General features: G+C 69.0%; 13 protein-coding genes and 1 pseudogene. 11 read left to right on the plus strand and 3 right to left on the minus strand.

Annotated elements, in window-relative coordinates; translation table 11 throughout:
• Window positions 1-6: 6 nt before the first annotated feature.
• The 3 genes from thiS (at window position 7) to lysM (ending at window position 2,310) form a co-directional block, all read left to right on the plus strand.
• Window positions 7-207: a sulfur carrier protein ThiS gene (gene thiS, locus ACEU5R_RS00355; RefSeq protein ID WP_103271208.1), complete on the plus strand. Its 201-nt coding sequence runs from the start codon at window positions 7-9 to the stop codon at window positions 205-207.
• 293 nt (window positions 208-500) lie between these two features.
• Complete coding sequence (locus ACEU5R_RS00360; protein WP_392408798.1) at window positions 501-1,583, plus strand: helix-turn-helix domain-containing protein; 1,083 nt, start codon at window positions 501-503, stop codon at window positions 1,581-1,583.
• Window positions 1,584-1,863: 280 nt separating this feature from the next.
• Entirely contained in the window at window positions 1,864-2,310 is a 447-nt protein-coding gene (gene lysM, locus ACEU5R_RS00365) for a peptidoglycan-binding protein LysM (protein ID WP_103271210.1), read from the plus strand.
• Between the two features lie 138 nt (window positions 2,311-2,448).
• Here lysM and ffh read toward each other — a convergent pair whose 3' ends face one another.
• Window positions 2,449-3,855, minus strand: coding sequence for a signal recognition particle protein (gene ffh / locus ACEU5R_RS00370; protein ID WP_212312121.1), 1,407 nt, complete (start codon window positions 3,853-3,855; stop codon window positions 2,449-2,451).
• A 106-nt stretch (window positions 3,856-3,961) separates the two neighbouring features.
• On the opposite strand from ffh, the gene ACEU5R_RS00375 reads away from it, so the two are divergent.
• The 4 genes from ACEU5R_RS00375 (at window position 3,962) to ACEU5R_RS00390 (ending at window position 6,492) form a co-directional block, all read left to right on the plus strand.
• Window positions 3,962-4,816, plus strand: a complete 855-nt coding sequence (locus ACEU5R_RS00375; protein ID WP_392408799.1) for an inner membrane protein YpjD — start codon at window positions 3,962-3,964, stop codon at window positions 4,814-4,816.
• 2 nt (window positions 4,817-4,818) lie between these two features.
• A complete protein-coding gene (locus ACEU5R_RS00380; protein ID WP_158658285.1) occupies window positions 4,819-5,079 on the plus strand; it encodes a PP0621 family protein in 261 nt (86 codons plus the stop codon).
• A 184-nt stretch (window positions 5,080-5,263) separates the two neighbouring features.
• Window positions 5,264-5,842: a 1,6-anhydro-N-acetylmuramyl-L-alanine amidase AmpD gene (gene ampD / locus ACEU5R_RS00385; protein WP_392408800.1), complete on the plus strand. Its 579-nt coding sequence runs from the start codon at window positions 5,264-5,266 to the stop codon at window positions 5,840-5,842.
• A gap of 29 nt (window positions 5,843-5,871) precedes the next feature.
• The gene (locus ACEU5R_RS00390; protein ID WP_392408801.1) at window positions 5,872-6,492 is read left to right on the plus strand and encodes a glutathione S-transferase family protein; all 621 of its coding nucleotides are present in this window, start codon (window positions 5,872-5,874) and stop codon (window positions 6,490-6,492) included.
• Here the strand turns inward: ACEU5R_RS00390 and ACEU5R_RS00395 are convergent.
• A complete protein-coding gene (locus ACEU5R_RS00395) occupies window positions 6,443-7,285 on the minus strand; it encodes an IclR family transcriptional regulator (protein ID WP_103271215.1) in 843 nt (280 codons plus the stop codon). The genes ACEU5R_RS00390 and ACEU5R_RS00395 overlap by 50 nt on opposite strands.
• A 290-nt stretch (window positions 7,286-7,575) precedes the next feature.
• Between ACEU5R_RS00395 and ACEU5R_RS00400 the strand changes: the two genes are divergently transcribed.
• The 4 genes and pseudogenes from ACEU5R_RS00400 (at window position 7,576) to ACEU5R_RS00415 (ending at window position 11,816) form a co-directional block, all read left to right on the plus strand.
• On the plus strand, window positions 7,576-8,580 hold the full coding sequence (locus ACEU5R_RS00400) for a 2-dehydro-3-deoxygalactonokinase (RefSeq protein WP_392408802.1): 1,005 nt from the start codon (window positions 7,576-7,578) through the stop codon (window positions 8,578-8,580).
• Between the two features lie 10 nt (window positions 8,581-8,590).
• Window positions 8,591-9,244 carry a 2-dehydro-3-deoxy-6-phosphogalactonate aldolase gene (locus tag ACEU5R_RS00405; protein WP_392408803.1) on the plus strand — a complete coding sequence of 218 codons (654 nt, stop codon included), beginning with the start codon at window positions 8,591-8,593 and terminating at the stop codon, window positions 9,242-9,244.
• Window positions 9,241-10,389: a galactonate dehydratase gene (dgoD, locus tag ACEU5R_RS00410; protein WP_103271218.1), complete on the plus strand. Its 1,149-nt coding sequence runs from the start codon at window positions 9,241-9,243 to the stop codon at window positions 10,387-10,389. Before ACEU5R_RS00405 ends, dgoD begins: the two co-directional genes overlap by 4 nt.
• A gap of 32 nt (window positions 10,390-10,421) precedes the next feature.
• Window positions 10,422-11,816, plus strand: a pseudogene (locus ACEU5R_RS00415) (MFS transporter).
• A gap of 169 nt (window positions 11,817-11,985) precedes the next feature.
• Here ACEU5R_RS00415 and ACEU5R_RS00420 read toward each other — a convergent pair.
• Window positions 11,986-13,182 (minus strand): MFS transporter, encoded by a 1,197-nt coding sequence (locus ACEU5R_RS00420; protein ID WP_392408804.1) that lies wholly within the window; start codon window positions 13,180-13,182, stop codon window positions 11,986-11,988.
• Window positions 13,183-13,377 lie beyond the last annotated feature (195 nt).

A 13,377-nucleotide genomic window follows, 5' to 3' on the forward strand; every position in this document is an offset into this window, starting at 1 on the left:
ACGCGCATGCACATCACCCTGAACGGCGACGCCCGCGAATTCCCGCTCGACACCACGGTGGTCGAGCTGCTGGACACGCTGGGCTATGCCGGCAAGCGCGTGGCGGTGGAACGCAACGGCGAGATCGTGCCCAAGAGCCAGCACGCGCAGACCACGCTGGCCGACGGCGACCAGATCGAGATCGTGGTGGCGGTGGGCGGGGGCTGAATGCCCCGCCGCCGGGCGGATCCAGTGCGTCCCCGGAAGGGCTGCGGCAACGCGGCCCTTTTGCTTTACAAGGCCCCGACGGCGCGGCCTGGGCGTGATGATCTGCCGCAAGCGCCGTCAATCCATGAGCCAGACCGGGCTTTCCCGCAACGCGGCCGGGCGTCATAATCCGCAGCGAACATGTGTCAAGGCAGGTCGGCCGCGAGCCGGGCAGCCCTCCATGGAAGTTTCCCGCCTGGTGTCGCGGCTGGTCGGGCAACGCCACAACAAGACTGATCCGGGAACCACGAAGCGTGAGCCGCAATCCATTCCCCTCCCCTGCCGCCCCGCCGCAGTTCAGCGCGCAATTCGACAGCCGCGTCACGCCCGACGCGCCCGACATCTGGCGCACCCTGGTGCGCCCCTACGTCGATACCCAGATCGAAACCGGCATACAGCCCTTCACCGCCCAGATGAGCGGCACCCACCTGGGCGACAGCCTGATCAGCCGCAGTACCTGCTCGGCCACCGTGCAGCACCGGCGCACCGCGCTGGACGTGCGCCGCAGCCAGGTCGACCATCTGCTGATCCAGCTGTTCGTCGCGGGCGGCACCCGGGGCGACTATGGCAAAAACCCGGTCGATATCCGCGCCGGCTCGATCGGCCTGCTCGATCTCGGACAGACGCTGGACACCCGCACCACGCTCATTTCCACCATCACCCTGACCGTGCCGCGCGACCGCCTGCCGACGGCGCTGCGCAGCCGCAAGCTGCATGGCGCGCTATTGGATCCCGGACAGGGCGCTACGCGCATGCTGGCCTCGCATCTGTCGCAGCTGGCGCAGCACGCCTCCAGCCTGACGCGCGAAGAGATGTCCGCCTCGGTGAACGCTGGTCTGATCCTGCTCAGCGGCAGCCTGTCGACGCTGCGCGACGGCGAGGATGACGGCCCGGCGCGGCAGGTGGTACGCAATGGCATGCGCCGGCTGGTCAGGGAACATATCGAGCGCCACCTCGATGCCGGACATCTGTCGCCGGAAACGATCGCGGCTGCGCTGGGCATCTCGCGCTCCAGCCTGTACCGGCTGTTCCTGCGCGACGGCGGCGTGAACGCCTATATCCAGGGCAGGCGCCTGGACAGGTGTTTCGATGAACTACTGCTGGCCGCCGGCGGCCATATCGGCATCGCGGAGCTTGCCTACCGCTACGGCTTCTCGAGCGAAAGCGCGTTCAGCCGGGCGTTCCGCCTGCGGTTCGGCGCGTCTCCCAGCGAGGTGCGAGCCCATGCCAGGGGAAACGGCGACGGCGAATCGGTCGACATCAGGTCGCGCGAGGATGCCGCCATGATCCAGGCCTGGCTTGCCGATATCCGGCAGCCGGCCGCCGCCGCCGGCTAGCGCGGCGCGCCGTAATGCCGGACATCGGCCTGCCCGGACGCCGGCGCTGTACGGGTAGGATCGCGATCCTGGCGGATCGTCAGCCATTTGCAGCCAACTCGCACGCATTCTTGCGTAGTCTGGCGCATGGCTAGCAACCTGTTACACGTTTACCCCTCGTCTGCCGGCAAGCGCGCGGGTAATAATCCCCGATGCCGCGCGCAACCGGTACACGGGCCGGGCGCCCTGCCATCCATCGCTCTTTTCCCACCGTAACAGCAACATAGATAAAGGAATCACTATGGGTCTGCTCAATTTCATCAAGGACGTTGGAGAAAAACTCTTCGGTGCCAGCGAAGCCAAGGCCGCCACCGTCGACGAGCTGAAGAAGGAACTGGACAAGCACGGCCTGAACGCCGATGGACTGCAGATCGCGGTCGACGGCGACAAGGTCACGGTCAGCGGCACCGCCGCCAATACCGAAACCGCCGAGAAGATCGCGCTGGCGCTGGGCAACACCGTGGGCGTGGCCCAGGTGGACAACCAGCTCAAGGCCACCCAGGCCGCCCCCGAAGCCAAGATGTACACGGTGCAGAAGGGCGACAACCTCTGGAAGATCGCCGAGGCGCAATACGGCAAGGGCCAGGGCGCCAAGAACACGCTGATCTTCGAGGCCAACAAGCCCATGCTGACCAGCCCGGACAAGATCTATCCCGGCCAGGTGCTGCGCATCCCGCCAGCGGCCTGAATGCCCGCGCAAGCATCCGAATAGCCGGAAGGCGCGCCCGCGCCGCCCGGCTGATCGCGGCACTGATCCCCCAGATTGCCGCGATGACTTGGCCAGACGCAATGTCTGGCCATTTTTTCGCGCCGCCGCGCGAAAGCCTTACTTCATCCCGAAGCGGCCCAGCCCCTTCAGGCCGCCCATGGCGCGCATCATCTTGGCCATGCCGCCCTTTTTCATCTGCTTCATCATGCCCTGCATCTGGTCGAACTGGGCCAGCAGGCGGTTCACTTCCTGCACCGGCACGCCGGAACCGGCGGCGATGCGGCGCTTGCGCGAGGCCTTGATGAGTTCAGGCTTGGCGCGCTCGGCCGGGGTCATGGAATTGAGGATGCCTTCCGTGCGGCGCAGCTGCTTCTCGGCCTGGCCGCCCTGCAGCTGGCCGGCGGCCTGCTGGAACTGGGCCGGCAGCTTTTCCAGCAGCGAGCCCATGTCGCCCAGCTTCTTGACCTGGCCGAGCTGGTCGCGGAAGTCGTTCAGGTCGAACTTATTGCCCGACTTGATCTTGGACGCGAGCTTCTGCGCCTCGGCGATGTCGATGTTCTTCTGCGCCTGCTCGACCAGCGACACGATGTCGCCCATGCCCAGCACGCGCTGCGCCATGCGCTCGGGGTAGAACGGCTCCAGGCCGTCGAGCTTTTCCGAGACGCCGACGAACTTGAGCGGCTTGCCGGTGACGTGGCGCACCGACAGGGCCGCGCCGCCGCGGGCGTCGCCGTCCAGCTTGGTCAGCACCACGCCGGTCAGCGGCAGCGCGTCGGCGAAGGCGCGCGCGGTGTTGACGGCGTCCTGGCCCTGCATGGCGTCCACCACGAACAGCGTTTCCACCGGCTTGACCAGGTCATGCAGCGCGCGGATCTCGCGCATCATGGCCTCGTCGATGCCCAGGCGGCCGGCCGTGTCCAGGATCAGCACGTCGTAGTGATGGCGGCGCGCGTGGTCGACCGCGTTGCGGGCGATGTCCTCGGGCTTCTGGCTGGGGTCGGACGGCAGGAAGTCGACGCCGACCTGCGCGGCCACGGTCTTCAACTGCTCGATGGCGGCGGGACGGTAGACGTCGGCCGACACCACCAGCACTTTCTTCTTGCCGGTCTTGCGGCCGTGCTGAGTGTGCTGGCCCTCGGACAGCCAGCGCGCCAGCTTGCCGGTGGTGGTGGTCTTGCCCGCGCCCTGCAGGCCGGCCATCAGGATCACGGCGGGCGGCTGCACGGCCAGCGACAGTTCGCCGGAGTCGGCGCCCAGGTCGCCGCCCATCAGCGCGGTCAGTTCCTTGTGGACCACGCCGACCAGGGCCTGGCCGGGGCTGAGGCTGCCGGCGACCTCTTCGCCCAGCGCCTTGTCCTTGACCCGGGCGACGAACTCGCGCACCACGGGCAGCGCCACGTCGGCCTCCAGCAGGGCCATGCGCACTTCGCGCAGCATCTCCTGGGTGTTGGCCTCGGTCAGGCGGGCTTCGCCGCGCAGCGTCTTGACGACGCGCGACAGGCGTTGAGTTAGGTTATCGAGCATGAGAGGCGTTTCCGCTTAAACTAGTCGACTCGAACGGTGGCCGCCCGCGCGAATTCCGCGCTTTCCGGGTCATTTGGACCCCGGCCCCATCCTGACGACGGTTTCTATGTCACTAGGCATTGTATTTCACGCGGCGGCCGCCCTGGCCTACGCGCTGCTCGGGGGGGCTTTGTGGCTCCGGCTGGCCGGCGCTGGCGCCGGCGCCGGCGGCATCGAACAGACCGGCAAGATCGCCCGCGCCTGCCTGCTGGGCGCCCTGGTGCTGCAGGGCATCGGCCTGCAACAGGCCATGCTGGGCGCGCAGCACCTGTTCATCGGCTGGGCGCTGGCCCTGTCGGCGGCCATCTGGCTGGGCATGGTGGTGTTCTGGCTGGAAAGCCTGCTGGTGCGCATCGACGGTCTGCAACTGCTGCTGCTGCCCGCCGCCACCATCGCCAGCGCCCTGGCGGCGCTGTTTCCCCAGGGGCAGTTCGTGCCTCACGCCAACGACGCCTGGCTGCGCGCCCACCTGCTGATCGCGCTGGCTGCCTATGGCCTGATCACCATCGCCGCCCTGCACGCCATGCTGATGGCGCTGCTGGACCGCCACCTGCACCGCCCGCTGGACGCGCCGGCCGAGCGCAGCATGATCGGGCGCGTGCTGGATTCCCAGCCGCCGCTGCTGGTGCAGGAACACCTGCTGTTCGTCATCATCTGGATCGGCTTCGCCGTGCTGTCGCTGGCGGTCGTGTCCGGCTCGATCGCCTCGCTCAAGCTCACCGGCAAGATCCTGCCCTTCGACCACAAGACCGTCTTCACGCTGCTGTCCTGGGCGACCTTCGGCGTGCTGCTGCTGGGCCGCCACGTCTGGGGCTGGCGCGGCCGGGTGGCGCTGCGCTGGACGCTGACCGGCTTCGGTTTCCTGATCCTGGCCTACACCGGCAGCCGGTTCGTGCTGGAAATGATTCTGCATCGGGGTTGAACGTGGGCAAGCTGCTGTTCTGGATCGTCGTCATCATCGCGGTGCTGTGCGTGGCCCGCATCGCCGCCCGCATGGCGGCGGCGCGCGACGCGCGCCCGGTTTCCCCGCCGCCCAAGCCGCCCGCCCAGCCCGGCGGCGGCGCAGAGGCCATGGTGCGCTGCGCGCACTGCGGCATCCATCTGCCCCGCTCGGAAGCGCTGCTGCAGAACGGCCGCACCTGGTGCAGCGCCGACCACGCGCAGCGCGGACCGACCGGCAAATAGCCGGCAGATAGCCCACGAACAACCCACGAACGCCGCCCGCAGGCGGCAAATGAGCGACGATCAGCCGGCCGCCTGCCGGTTGCGCGCCTTCGGTCCGCCGCATCCGGCCCGCTGTCCCTGGGCATGTCTCCAAGCTTGGCATAATGGCCGCTGGAGACACACACTCACCGAGCATCGAATTGCCATGGCCCTGCAACTGGATCGACATGGCTGGCTGAGACCGGCCCCTGGCGTCACCCTCATGCCCTCGCCCAACCGCGACGCGCGCCCCGCCGGCGCGCAGGTGTCGCTGCTGGTGCTGCACAACATCAGCCTGCCCCCGGGCCGCTTCGGCGGGCCGGAAGTGGCCGGCCTGTTCCTGAACCGGCTCGACTATGGCTCGCATCCCTGGCTGGAGCGGCTGCGCGGCCTGCGCGTGTCGGCGCACTTCTTCATCCGCCGCGACGGCGCCGTGATCCAGTTCGTGTCCACCGAGGACCGCGCCTGGCACGCCGGCGTGTCGCGCTACGCGGGCCGGGAACGCTGCAACGACTTTTCCATCGGCATCGAGCTGGAGGGCACCGACACCCTGCCCTACGCCGACGCCCAGTACCAGGCCCTGCGCCAGCTGGCGCCGGCGCTGCGCGCGCGCTACCCGCTGGCCGCCGCCTGGGGCCACGAACACATCGCCCCGGGCCGCAAGACCGACCCCGGGCCAGCTTTCAACTGGACGCGCTTCGGGCGCGAAAACGGCTTCGCGCGGCGGCAACTGCCGCCCGCCTGATGCGCCGTCTCATCACTCAAGGAACGGATATGCTGAAGATCTGGGGACGCCTGACGTCCGTCAACGTGCAGAAAGTCATGCTGGCCGTGCGCGAACTGGCGCTGCCGCACGAGTTCATCCTGGCAGGCGGCGAGCATGGCGTGGTCGACACGCCTGACTACGCCGAGCGCAATCCCAACCGCCAGGTACCGGTGATCGACGATGGCGGCTTCGTGCTGTGGGAGTCGAACGCCATCGTGCGCTACCTGTCGGCCCGCTACGGCGTGGGCTCGCTGTGGACCGAGGATCTGGGCCTGCGCGCCGATGCCGACCGCTGGATGGATTGGCAGGCCACCGAGTGGCAGCCCGCCATGGTGCCGGCCTTCAAGGGCCTGGTCCGCACGCCCGAGGACAAGCGCGACCGCGCCGTCATCGACGCCTCGATGCAGCGCGCCAATGCGCGCGCGCTGATCCTGGAACGCGCGCTGCAGGGCCGCGAGTTCATCGCCGGCCGTCAGCTGAGCATGGGCGATATCGCGCTGGTGGCCTCGGCGCACCGCTGGCTGGGCCTGCCGGCCGAGCGGCCGCAGACGCCGGCCCTGTCGGCCTGGTACCGCCGCATCATGATGCGTCCGGCCGCCCAGGGCGTGCTGACGCTGCCGCTGGAATGATCCAGCCCAGTTCCGCCGAGATCCGCATGGCCGCGTCACACACCACCGGCACCATCTCGTCCATGCGCTCCAGCGACATATAGGGCACGGTGCTGGACACGCTGATGGCGGCCACGATGCCGCTGGAGGCGTCGCGCACCGGCGCCGCCACGCAGCGGATCGACGGCTCGTTGTCTTCCAGGTCGAAGGCATAGCCCTGCGCCGCATAGCCGCGCATGCGTTCGCGGAACGCCTCCCAGCCCTGCTGCCCGCCGGGCGCGCGCGACGACACCGGGCCGCCCACGCGGTGCAGCGCCTTCCATTGCGGCTCGTCCGCATCCAGCAGCAGCGCCTTGCCCACGCCCGTGGCCGCCAGCGGCATGCGGTGGCCGACGCGCGAGCGCATCTCCAGGCCCTTCTTGCCGGGGATTTTTTCCAGATACAGCACTTCGTCGTTGTCGCGCACCGCCAGGTGGATGGTGTCGCCGGTCAGCTCGGCCAGGCCGTCCAGGTACGGACGCGCCAACGTGGCCAGCGGAAAGGCCTCGCGCGCCTGGAAGCCCAGTTCGATCAGCTTGGGCCCCAGCGCATAGCCCACGCCCGGCAGCACCCGCAGATAGCGTTCCTGCACCAGGCAACTGGCCAGCCGGTGCGTGGTACTGCGCGCCACGCCGATGCGGGCGCACAGCTCCTTCAGGTCGCGCGCGCCGTCGGCCACGGCCTGCACCACGGCCAATCCGCGCATCAGTGTCTGCGTGCCGGCGGGCGCGGCGGCGTCGGGGTCCAGGGGCGTGAGGGAGGAGGCATCGGTCATGGGAATCGTCACGGCGGCGAGCGCGGGAAAGAAGACTGGAAGGCGGGAAGACGGGCGGGAAATGCGAGGGACTGCGAGGATCCGCGTGTGATGGCGACAAGGACGGGCCTGAATTTTCCCTATATATGGGATTAAATTCTATATTTTGAGAATTTTCAAGCGCTGATCTAGAATTTTTCCCAACGCCCGGCCGCCGCCCCTTGCGCGAGTCCCGGGCCTGGACACAACAAGGTCCGCGCCCTTCCATGCAGTTTCCCGAGCCGGCGCGGCCAGACACGAGACAGACTCAGATGACATCCGCCACGCCCGCCCGCGCCGCCCTGATCGCGCTGGACTGGGGCACGTCCTCGCTGCGCGCCTACCGCCTGGACGGCGGCGGCCGCACGCTGGACGCGCGCCACCTGCCCTGGGGCATCATGCGCCTGCCGCAACCGCTGCAGGACGGCGCCGCCACGCCGGCCTTGTCCGGCTTCGAACTGGCCTTCGAACAGGCTTGCGGCGACTGGCTGCGGGCCGAGCCCGCGCTGCCCGTGATCGCCTGCGGCATGGTCGGCAGCGCCCAGGGCTGGCAGGAAGCCGCCTACCTCGACGTGCCGGTGGCCCTGGACCGCATCTGCACGCTGCTGACCGTGGTCGAGCGACCCGGCGCCACGCCCGTCCACATCGTGCCCGGCCTGATCCAGCGCCACGGCCTGCCCAACGTGATGCGCGGCGAGGAAACCCAGGTCTTCGGCGTGCTGCGCGACGCCCGCGCCGTTCCGGATGCCGGCCTGCTGATCGGCCTGCCCGGCACGCACTCCAAGTGGGTCGGCGCGCGCAACGGCCAGGTCACGCACTTCGACACCTTCATGACCGGCGAGGTCTACGCCGCGCTGCGCGGCCACACCATCCTGGGCCGCACCATGAGCGATGCCGCCGCGCCCGACATGGCCGCCTTCGAACGCGGCCTGAAGGTCGCCGGCGCGCCGGAAGGCCGCGCCGGCGTGCTGTCCACCATCTTCAGCACGCGCGCGCTGGGCCTGACCGGCGAACTGGCGCCGGCCTCGCAGGCCGACTACCTGTCGGGCCTGCTGATCGGCCACGAGATCGCCGCCCTGGCCGCCATGCTGCGCGCGCAGGGCCATGCGCCCCGCATCGTCCTTTGCGGCGAACCGGCGCTGTGCGAGCGCTACACGCTGGCCATGACCCACTACGGCCTGGGCGCGCCCGAGCAGGCGCAGAACGCCACCGAGCGCGGCCTGTGGCACCTGGCGCTGGCCGCCGGGCTGGTCCCCTCATCCTCGATTTCCGCCTAGGAGCCCATCCATGACGCATCCCGGTCTGCAAACCGCCATGGCCCATTGCGGCCTCATCGCCATCCTGCGCGGCATCACGCCCGCCGACGCGGCCGCCACCGCGCGCGAACTCTACGCCGCCGGTTTCCGGCTGATCGAAGTGCCGCTGAATTCGCCCGAACCGTTCGCCAGCATCCGCGCCATGCGCGACGCGCTGCCGGCCGACTGCCTGGTCGGCGCCGGCACCGTGCTGGATCCGGCCGACGTGGCTCGCGTGAAGGACGCCGGCGGCGAGATCATCGTCATGCCGCACAGCGACCCCGCCGTGATCCGCGCCGCCAAGGCCGCCGGCCTGGCCTCCAGCCCCGGCGTGGCCACGCCCACCGAGGCCTATGCCGCGCTGGCCGCGGGCGCCGACGTGCTGAAAATGTTCCCCGCCGAACAGCTCGGCCCCGTCGTGCTCAAGGCCTGGCGCGCCGTGCTGCGCCCGCCCGTCGCGCTGGTGCCGGTGGGCGGCATCACGCCCGACAACCTGTCCACCTATGCCCAGGCGGGCGCCAGCGGCTTCGGCCTGGGCTCCGCCTTGTACAAGCCCGGCCAGACGGCCGCCGAAACCGGCCAGCGCGCGCGCGACTTCGTCGCCGCCTGGCAACGCGCCTATCCCGCCCAGGAGACCCAAGCATGAAGATCACCAAGCTCACCACCTACATCGTGCCGCCCCGGTGGTGCTTCCTGAAGATCGAGACCGACGCCGGCATCGTCGGCTGGGGCGAACCCGTGGTGGAAGGCCGCGCGCACTCGGTCGCGGCTGCGGTCGAGGAACTGTCGGACTACCTGGTCGGCAAGGACCCGCGCAACATCGAGGATCACTGGACCGTGCTGTACCGCGGCGGCTTCTATCGCGGCGGCGCCATCCACATGAGCGCGCTGGCCGGCATCGACCAGGCGCTGTGGGACATCAAGGGCAAGCACCTGGGCGTGCCCGTGTCGCAGCTGTTGGGCGGCAACGTGCGCGACCGCATCCGCGTGTATTCGTGGATCGGCGGCGACCGCCCGGCCGACACCGCCGCGGCCGCCAGGAGCGCGGTCGAGCGCGGCTTCACCGCCGTGAAGATGAACGGCACCGAAGAGCTGCAATACATCGATTCGTTCGACAAGGTCGAGAAGTGCCTGGAGAACGTGGCTGCCGTGCGCGACGCGGTCGGCCCCAACGTGGGCATCGGCGTGGACTTCCATGGCCGCGTGCACAAGCCCATGGCCAAGGTGCTGATGAAGGAGCTGGACCCGTACAAGCTGATGTTCATCGAGGAGCCCGTGCTCAGCGAGCACTACGAGGCGCTCAAGGAACTGGCGCCGCTGACGTCCACGCCCATCGCGCTGGGCGAGCGGCTGTACTCGCGCTGGGACTTCAAGCGGGTGCTGTCCGAAGGCTATGTGGACATCATCCAGCCGGATCCCTCGCACGCCGGCGGCATCACCGAAACGCGCAAGATCGCCGCCATGGCCGAGGCCTATGACGTGGCGCTGGCGCTGCATTGCCCGCTGGGCCCGATCGCGCTGGCCACCTGCCTGCAGATCGACGCCGGCTGCTACAACGCCTTCATCCAGGAACAGAGCCTGGGCATCCACTACAACGCCGCCAACGACCTGCTGGACTACGTCAGCAACCGCGAGGCGTTCGCCTACCAGGACGGCATGGTCATGATCCCGCAGGGGCCGGGCCTGGGCATCGAGGTCAACGAGGAATACGTCAAGGAACGCGCCGCCGTCGGCCACCGCTGGCGCAACCCCGTCTGGCGCCACGCCGACGGCAGCTTCGCCGAATGGTAGGCCGATAGAGGAAAGCGAGAGAGGAGACCCCCTTGACCACCGCCACCCACCTGGGCGCGCAAGGCGCCCAGCGGCCGACCCGCAGCCGCTATCTCATCATGGTGATGTTATTCATCACTGTCGTGATCAACTACCTGGACCGCAGCAACCTGTCCATCGCCGCGCCCGCGCTCAAGGACGAGTTCGGGCTGGACACCGTGCATGAAGGGCTGATCCTGTCAGCCTTCGGCTGGACCTATGCCGCCATGCAGATTCCCGGCGGCTGGCTGGTGGACCGCGTGGCGCCGCGCGTGCTGTACGCCGCCGCGCTGATCTTGTGGTCCGCCGCCACGTTCTTCATGGGCTTCGCCAGCAGCTTCATCGTGCTGTTCGTGCTGCGCTTGGCCGTGGGCGCGCTGGAAGCGCCCGCGTATCCGATCAACAACCGCGTCGTCACCACCTGGTTCCCGGAAAAGGAACGCGCCACCGCCATCGGCTTCTACACGTCCGGCCAGTTCGTCGGCCTGGCCTTCCTGACGCCGGTGCTGGCCTGGCTGCAGCACCACTACGGCTGGCACATGGTGTTCGTCAGCACGGGCCTGTTGGGCATTATCTGGGGTGTAGTGTAGTTCATGGTGTATCGCGAGCCGCGCCAGTTCAAGGGCGCCAACGCGGCCGAGATCGAGCTGATCCAGAAAGGCGGCGGCGTGGTCGACCTGGAAAAGCGCGTGACCGAGGAAGATGCCCCCACGGCGCGCCCGCAAGACGGGCTTCCTGCCCCCCAAGGGGGCGCCTTTCGCCTTGGGGCGGCCCGGCGGCGAAAGAAAGCGCCTTTCAACTGGAACGACCTCGGTCTGGTCATGTCCCAACGCAAGCTGTGGGGCGTGTACCTGGGCCAGTTCTGCCTGACCTCGACGCTGTGGTTCTTCCTGACCTGGTTCCCGACCTATCTGGTGAAGTACCGCGGCATGGACTTCATCAAGTCGGGCTTCCTGGCCTCGGTGCCCTTCCTGGCCGCCTTCATCGGCGTGCTGTGCTCGGGCGTGCTGTCGGACTTCCTGATCCGCCGCGGCGCCACGGTGGGCCTGGCGCGCAAGCTGCCCATCATCCTGGGCCTGCTGATCTCCACGTCCATGATCGGCGCCAACTTCACCGATTCCACGCCCTGGGTCATCTTCTTCCTGGCCGTGGCCTTCTTCGGCAACGGGCTGGCCTCGATCACCTGGTCGCTGGTGTCGGCGCTGGCGCCGGTGCGGCTGCTGGGCCTAACCGGCGGGGTGTTCAACTTCGTCGGCAACCTGTCGTCCATCTGCACCCCGATCGTGATCGGCTTCCTGGTGTCCAAGGACAGCTTCGCGCCCGCCATCGTGTACGTGTCCTCGCTGGCCCTGCTGGGCGCGCTGTCGTACATCCTGCTGGTGGGCAAGGTGGAGCGGATCGAAGCCTGATCCGCCGCCCCCGCGCCTGTCTCAGGCCCGGGGGCTTGCCTGGACACAACGCGGGCGGCGCAATGGTATTGCGCAAGCAGAGTCCGCACCCGAGCATGCGGTTCCCGAGCCTGCCCGACCTGATCGACAGGCAGGAAACCCCGCAGCGAAGCACCGGCGAGTACGCCCCTCAGCAGGCCTGAGCGGCCAGTTTTCGGCGCTGGTTGCTGGCGCGTTGCAGCAGCACCAGCGCCAGCCCGGCCACGGCGATCAGCGCGCCGGCCACCGGCACCGCCGCATAGCCCATGCCCGCCGAGATCACCGCGCCGCCGGCCGCCGCGCCCAGCGCATTGCCCAGGTTGAAGGCGCCCACGTTCACCGACGAGGCCAGTCCCGGCGCCTCGGTGGCGGCGCGCATCACGCGCATCTGCAGCGGCGGCACCACGGCGAAGGTGCCGAAGCCGAAGATCAGCAGGCCCACGGCCGCGCCGACCTGGGTGGACGCCAGCCACGGAAAGGCCAGCATGTCCACGATCACCAGCCCCAGGAAGGCGATCAGGCTGCCGTCCAGCGAGCGGTCGGCATAACGCCCGCCCGCCGTGTTGCCGATGGTGAAGCCGATGCCGATCAGCACCAGCATGGCGGTCACGAAGCCGGGCGACGCACCGGTCAGTTCGGCCAGCGTCGGCGCCACATAGGTGTACAGCGTGAACATCGCGCCGGCGCCCAGCACCGTGGTCAACAGCGCCACCAGCACCACCGGGCTCTTGAGCACGGCCAGCTCGCGCCTGAGGTCCGGACGGCGGCCCGCCTCGCCGGCCGGCAGCGCGGTCCACAGCGCCAGCATCGCCACCAGGCCGAGCACGGCGGTGGCGGCGAAGGACATGCGCCAGCCGATCACCTGCCCCAGCCACGTCGCCGCCGGCACGCCGCCCACGTTGGCGATGGTCAGCCCCAGGAACATGGTCGCGACCGCGCTGGCCTGCTTGTGACGCGGCACCACGCTGGCCGCCACCAGCGAACCCAGGCCGAAGAAGGCGCCATGGTTCAGGCTGGTGACCAGCCGCGCCAGCAGCAGCGTGGTGTAGTTGGGCGCCATCGCCGACAGCAGGTTGCCCAGCGTGAAGATCGCCATCAGCGCGATCAGCGCCTTGCGCCGCGACCAGCGCGACAACGCCAGCGTCATCAGCGGCGCGCCCAGCATCACGCCGATGGCGTAGGCGCTGACCAGCATGCCGGCGCTGGGAATGGAAACGTTCACGCCTTCGGCGATCACGGGCAGCAGGCCCATGGGCGAGAACTCGGTCACGCCGATGCCGAAGGCGCCGACGGCGAGGGCCAGCAGGGGCAGGCCGCCCTTGTTGGCGGGGGTTTCAGGGGTTGTCATGCGCAGTTCCTTGGAGTCGTTGGGTCCCGGGGCGAGTCGCGCGCCTGGACGGCTGGACGGCCGGCGCATGCGTGGAAACCCTTAGGAGAGATGGGCGCAGTATGACGGGAGGATCATTGCGGAAAAAGTCCGGCGTTTGCCAAACACCTTTGACTCCTGGTCATGAATCGGGCTCGCGCCCGTCTCGTCCCCGGA

This window comes from Achromobacter sp. 413638 (assembly GCF_043119405.1).
Classification (GTDB): domain Bacteria; phylum Pseudomonadota; class Gammaproteobacteria; order Burkholderiales; family Burkholderiaceae_B; genus Achromobacter.

What these genes read in the sequence shown, in the direction of transcription:
- ACEU5R_RS00400 (WP_392408802.1), top strand. Translation starts at nt 7,576, where the DNA reads ATGACATCCGCCACGCCCGCCCGCGCCGCCCTGATCGCGCTGGACTGG.
- ACEU5R_RS00395 (WP_103271215.1), bottom strand. Translation starts at nt 7,285, where the DNA reads ATGACCGATGCCTCCTCCCTCACGCCCCTGGACCCCGACGCCGCCGCG.
- lysM (WP_103271210.1), top strand. Translation starts at nt 1,864, where the DNA reads ATGGGTCTGCTCAATTTCATCAAGGACGTTGGAGAAAAACTCTTCGGT.
- ampD (WP_392408800.1), top strand. Translation starts at nt 5,264, where the DNA reads ATGGCCCTGCAACTGGATCGACATGGCTGGCTGAGACCGGCCCCTGGC.
- ACEU5R_RS00420 (WP_392408804.1), bottom strand. Translation starts at nt 13,182, where the DNA reads ATGACAACCCCTGAAACCCCCGCCAACAAGGGCGGCCTGCCCCTGCTG.
- ACEU5R_RS00375 (WP_392408799.1), top strand. Translation starts at nt 3,962, where the DNA reads ATGTCACTAGGCATTGTATTTCACGCGGCGGCCGCCCTGGCCTACGCG.
- ACEU5R_RS00390 (WP_392408801.1), top strand. Translation starts at nt 5,872, where the DNA reads ATGCTGAAGATCTGGGGACGCCTGACGTCCGTCAACGTGCAGAAAGTC.
- ffh (WP_212312121.1), bottom strand. Translation starts at nt 3,855, where the DNA reads ATGCTCGATAACCTAACTCAACGCCTGTCGCGCGTCGTCAAGACGCTG.
- dgoD (WP_103271218.1), top strand. Translation starts at nt 9,241, where the DNA reads ATGAAGATCACCAAGCTCACCACCTACATCGTGCCGCCCCGGTGGTGC.
- thiS (WP_103271208.1), top strand. Translation starts at nt 7, where the DNA reads ATGCACATCACCCTGAACGGCGACGCCCGCGAATTCCCGCTCGACACC.
- ACEU5R_RS00405 (WP_392408803.1), top strand. Translation starts at nt 8,591, where the DNA reads ATGACGCATCCCGGTCTGCAAACCGCCATGGCCCATTGCGGCCTCATC.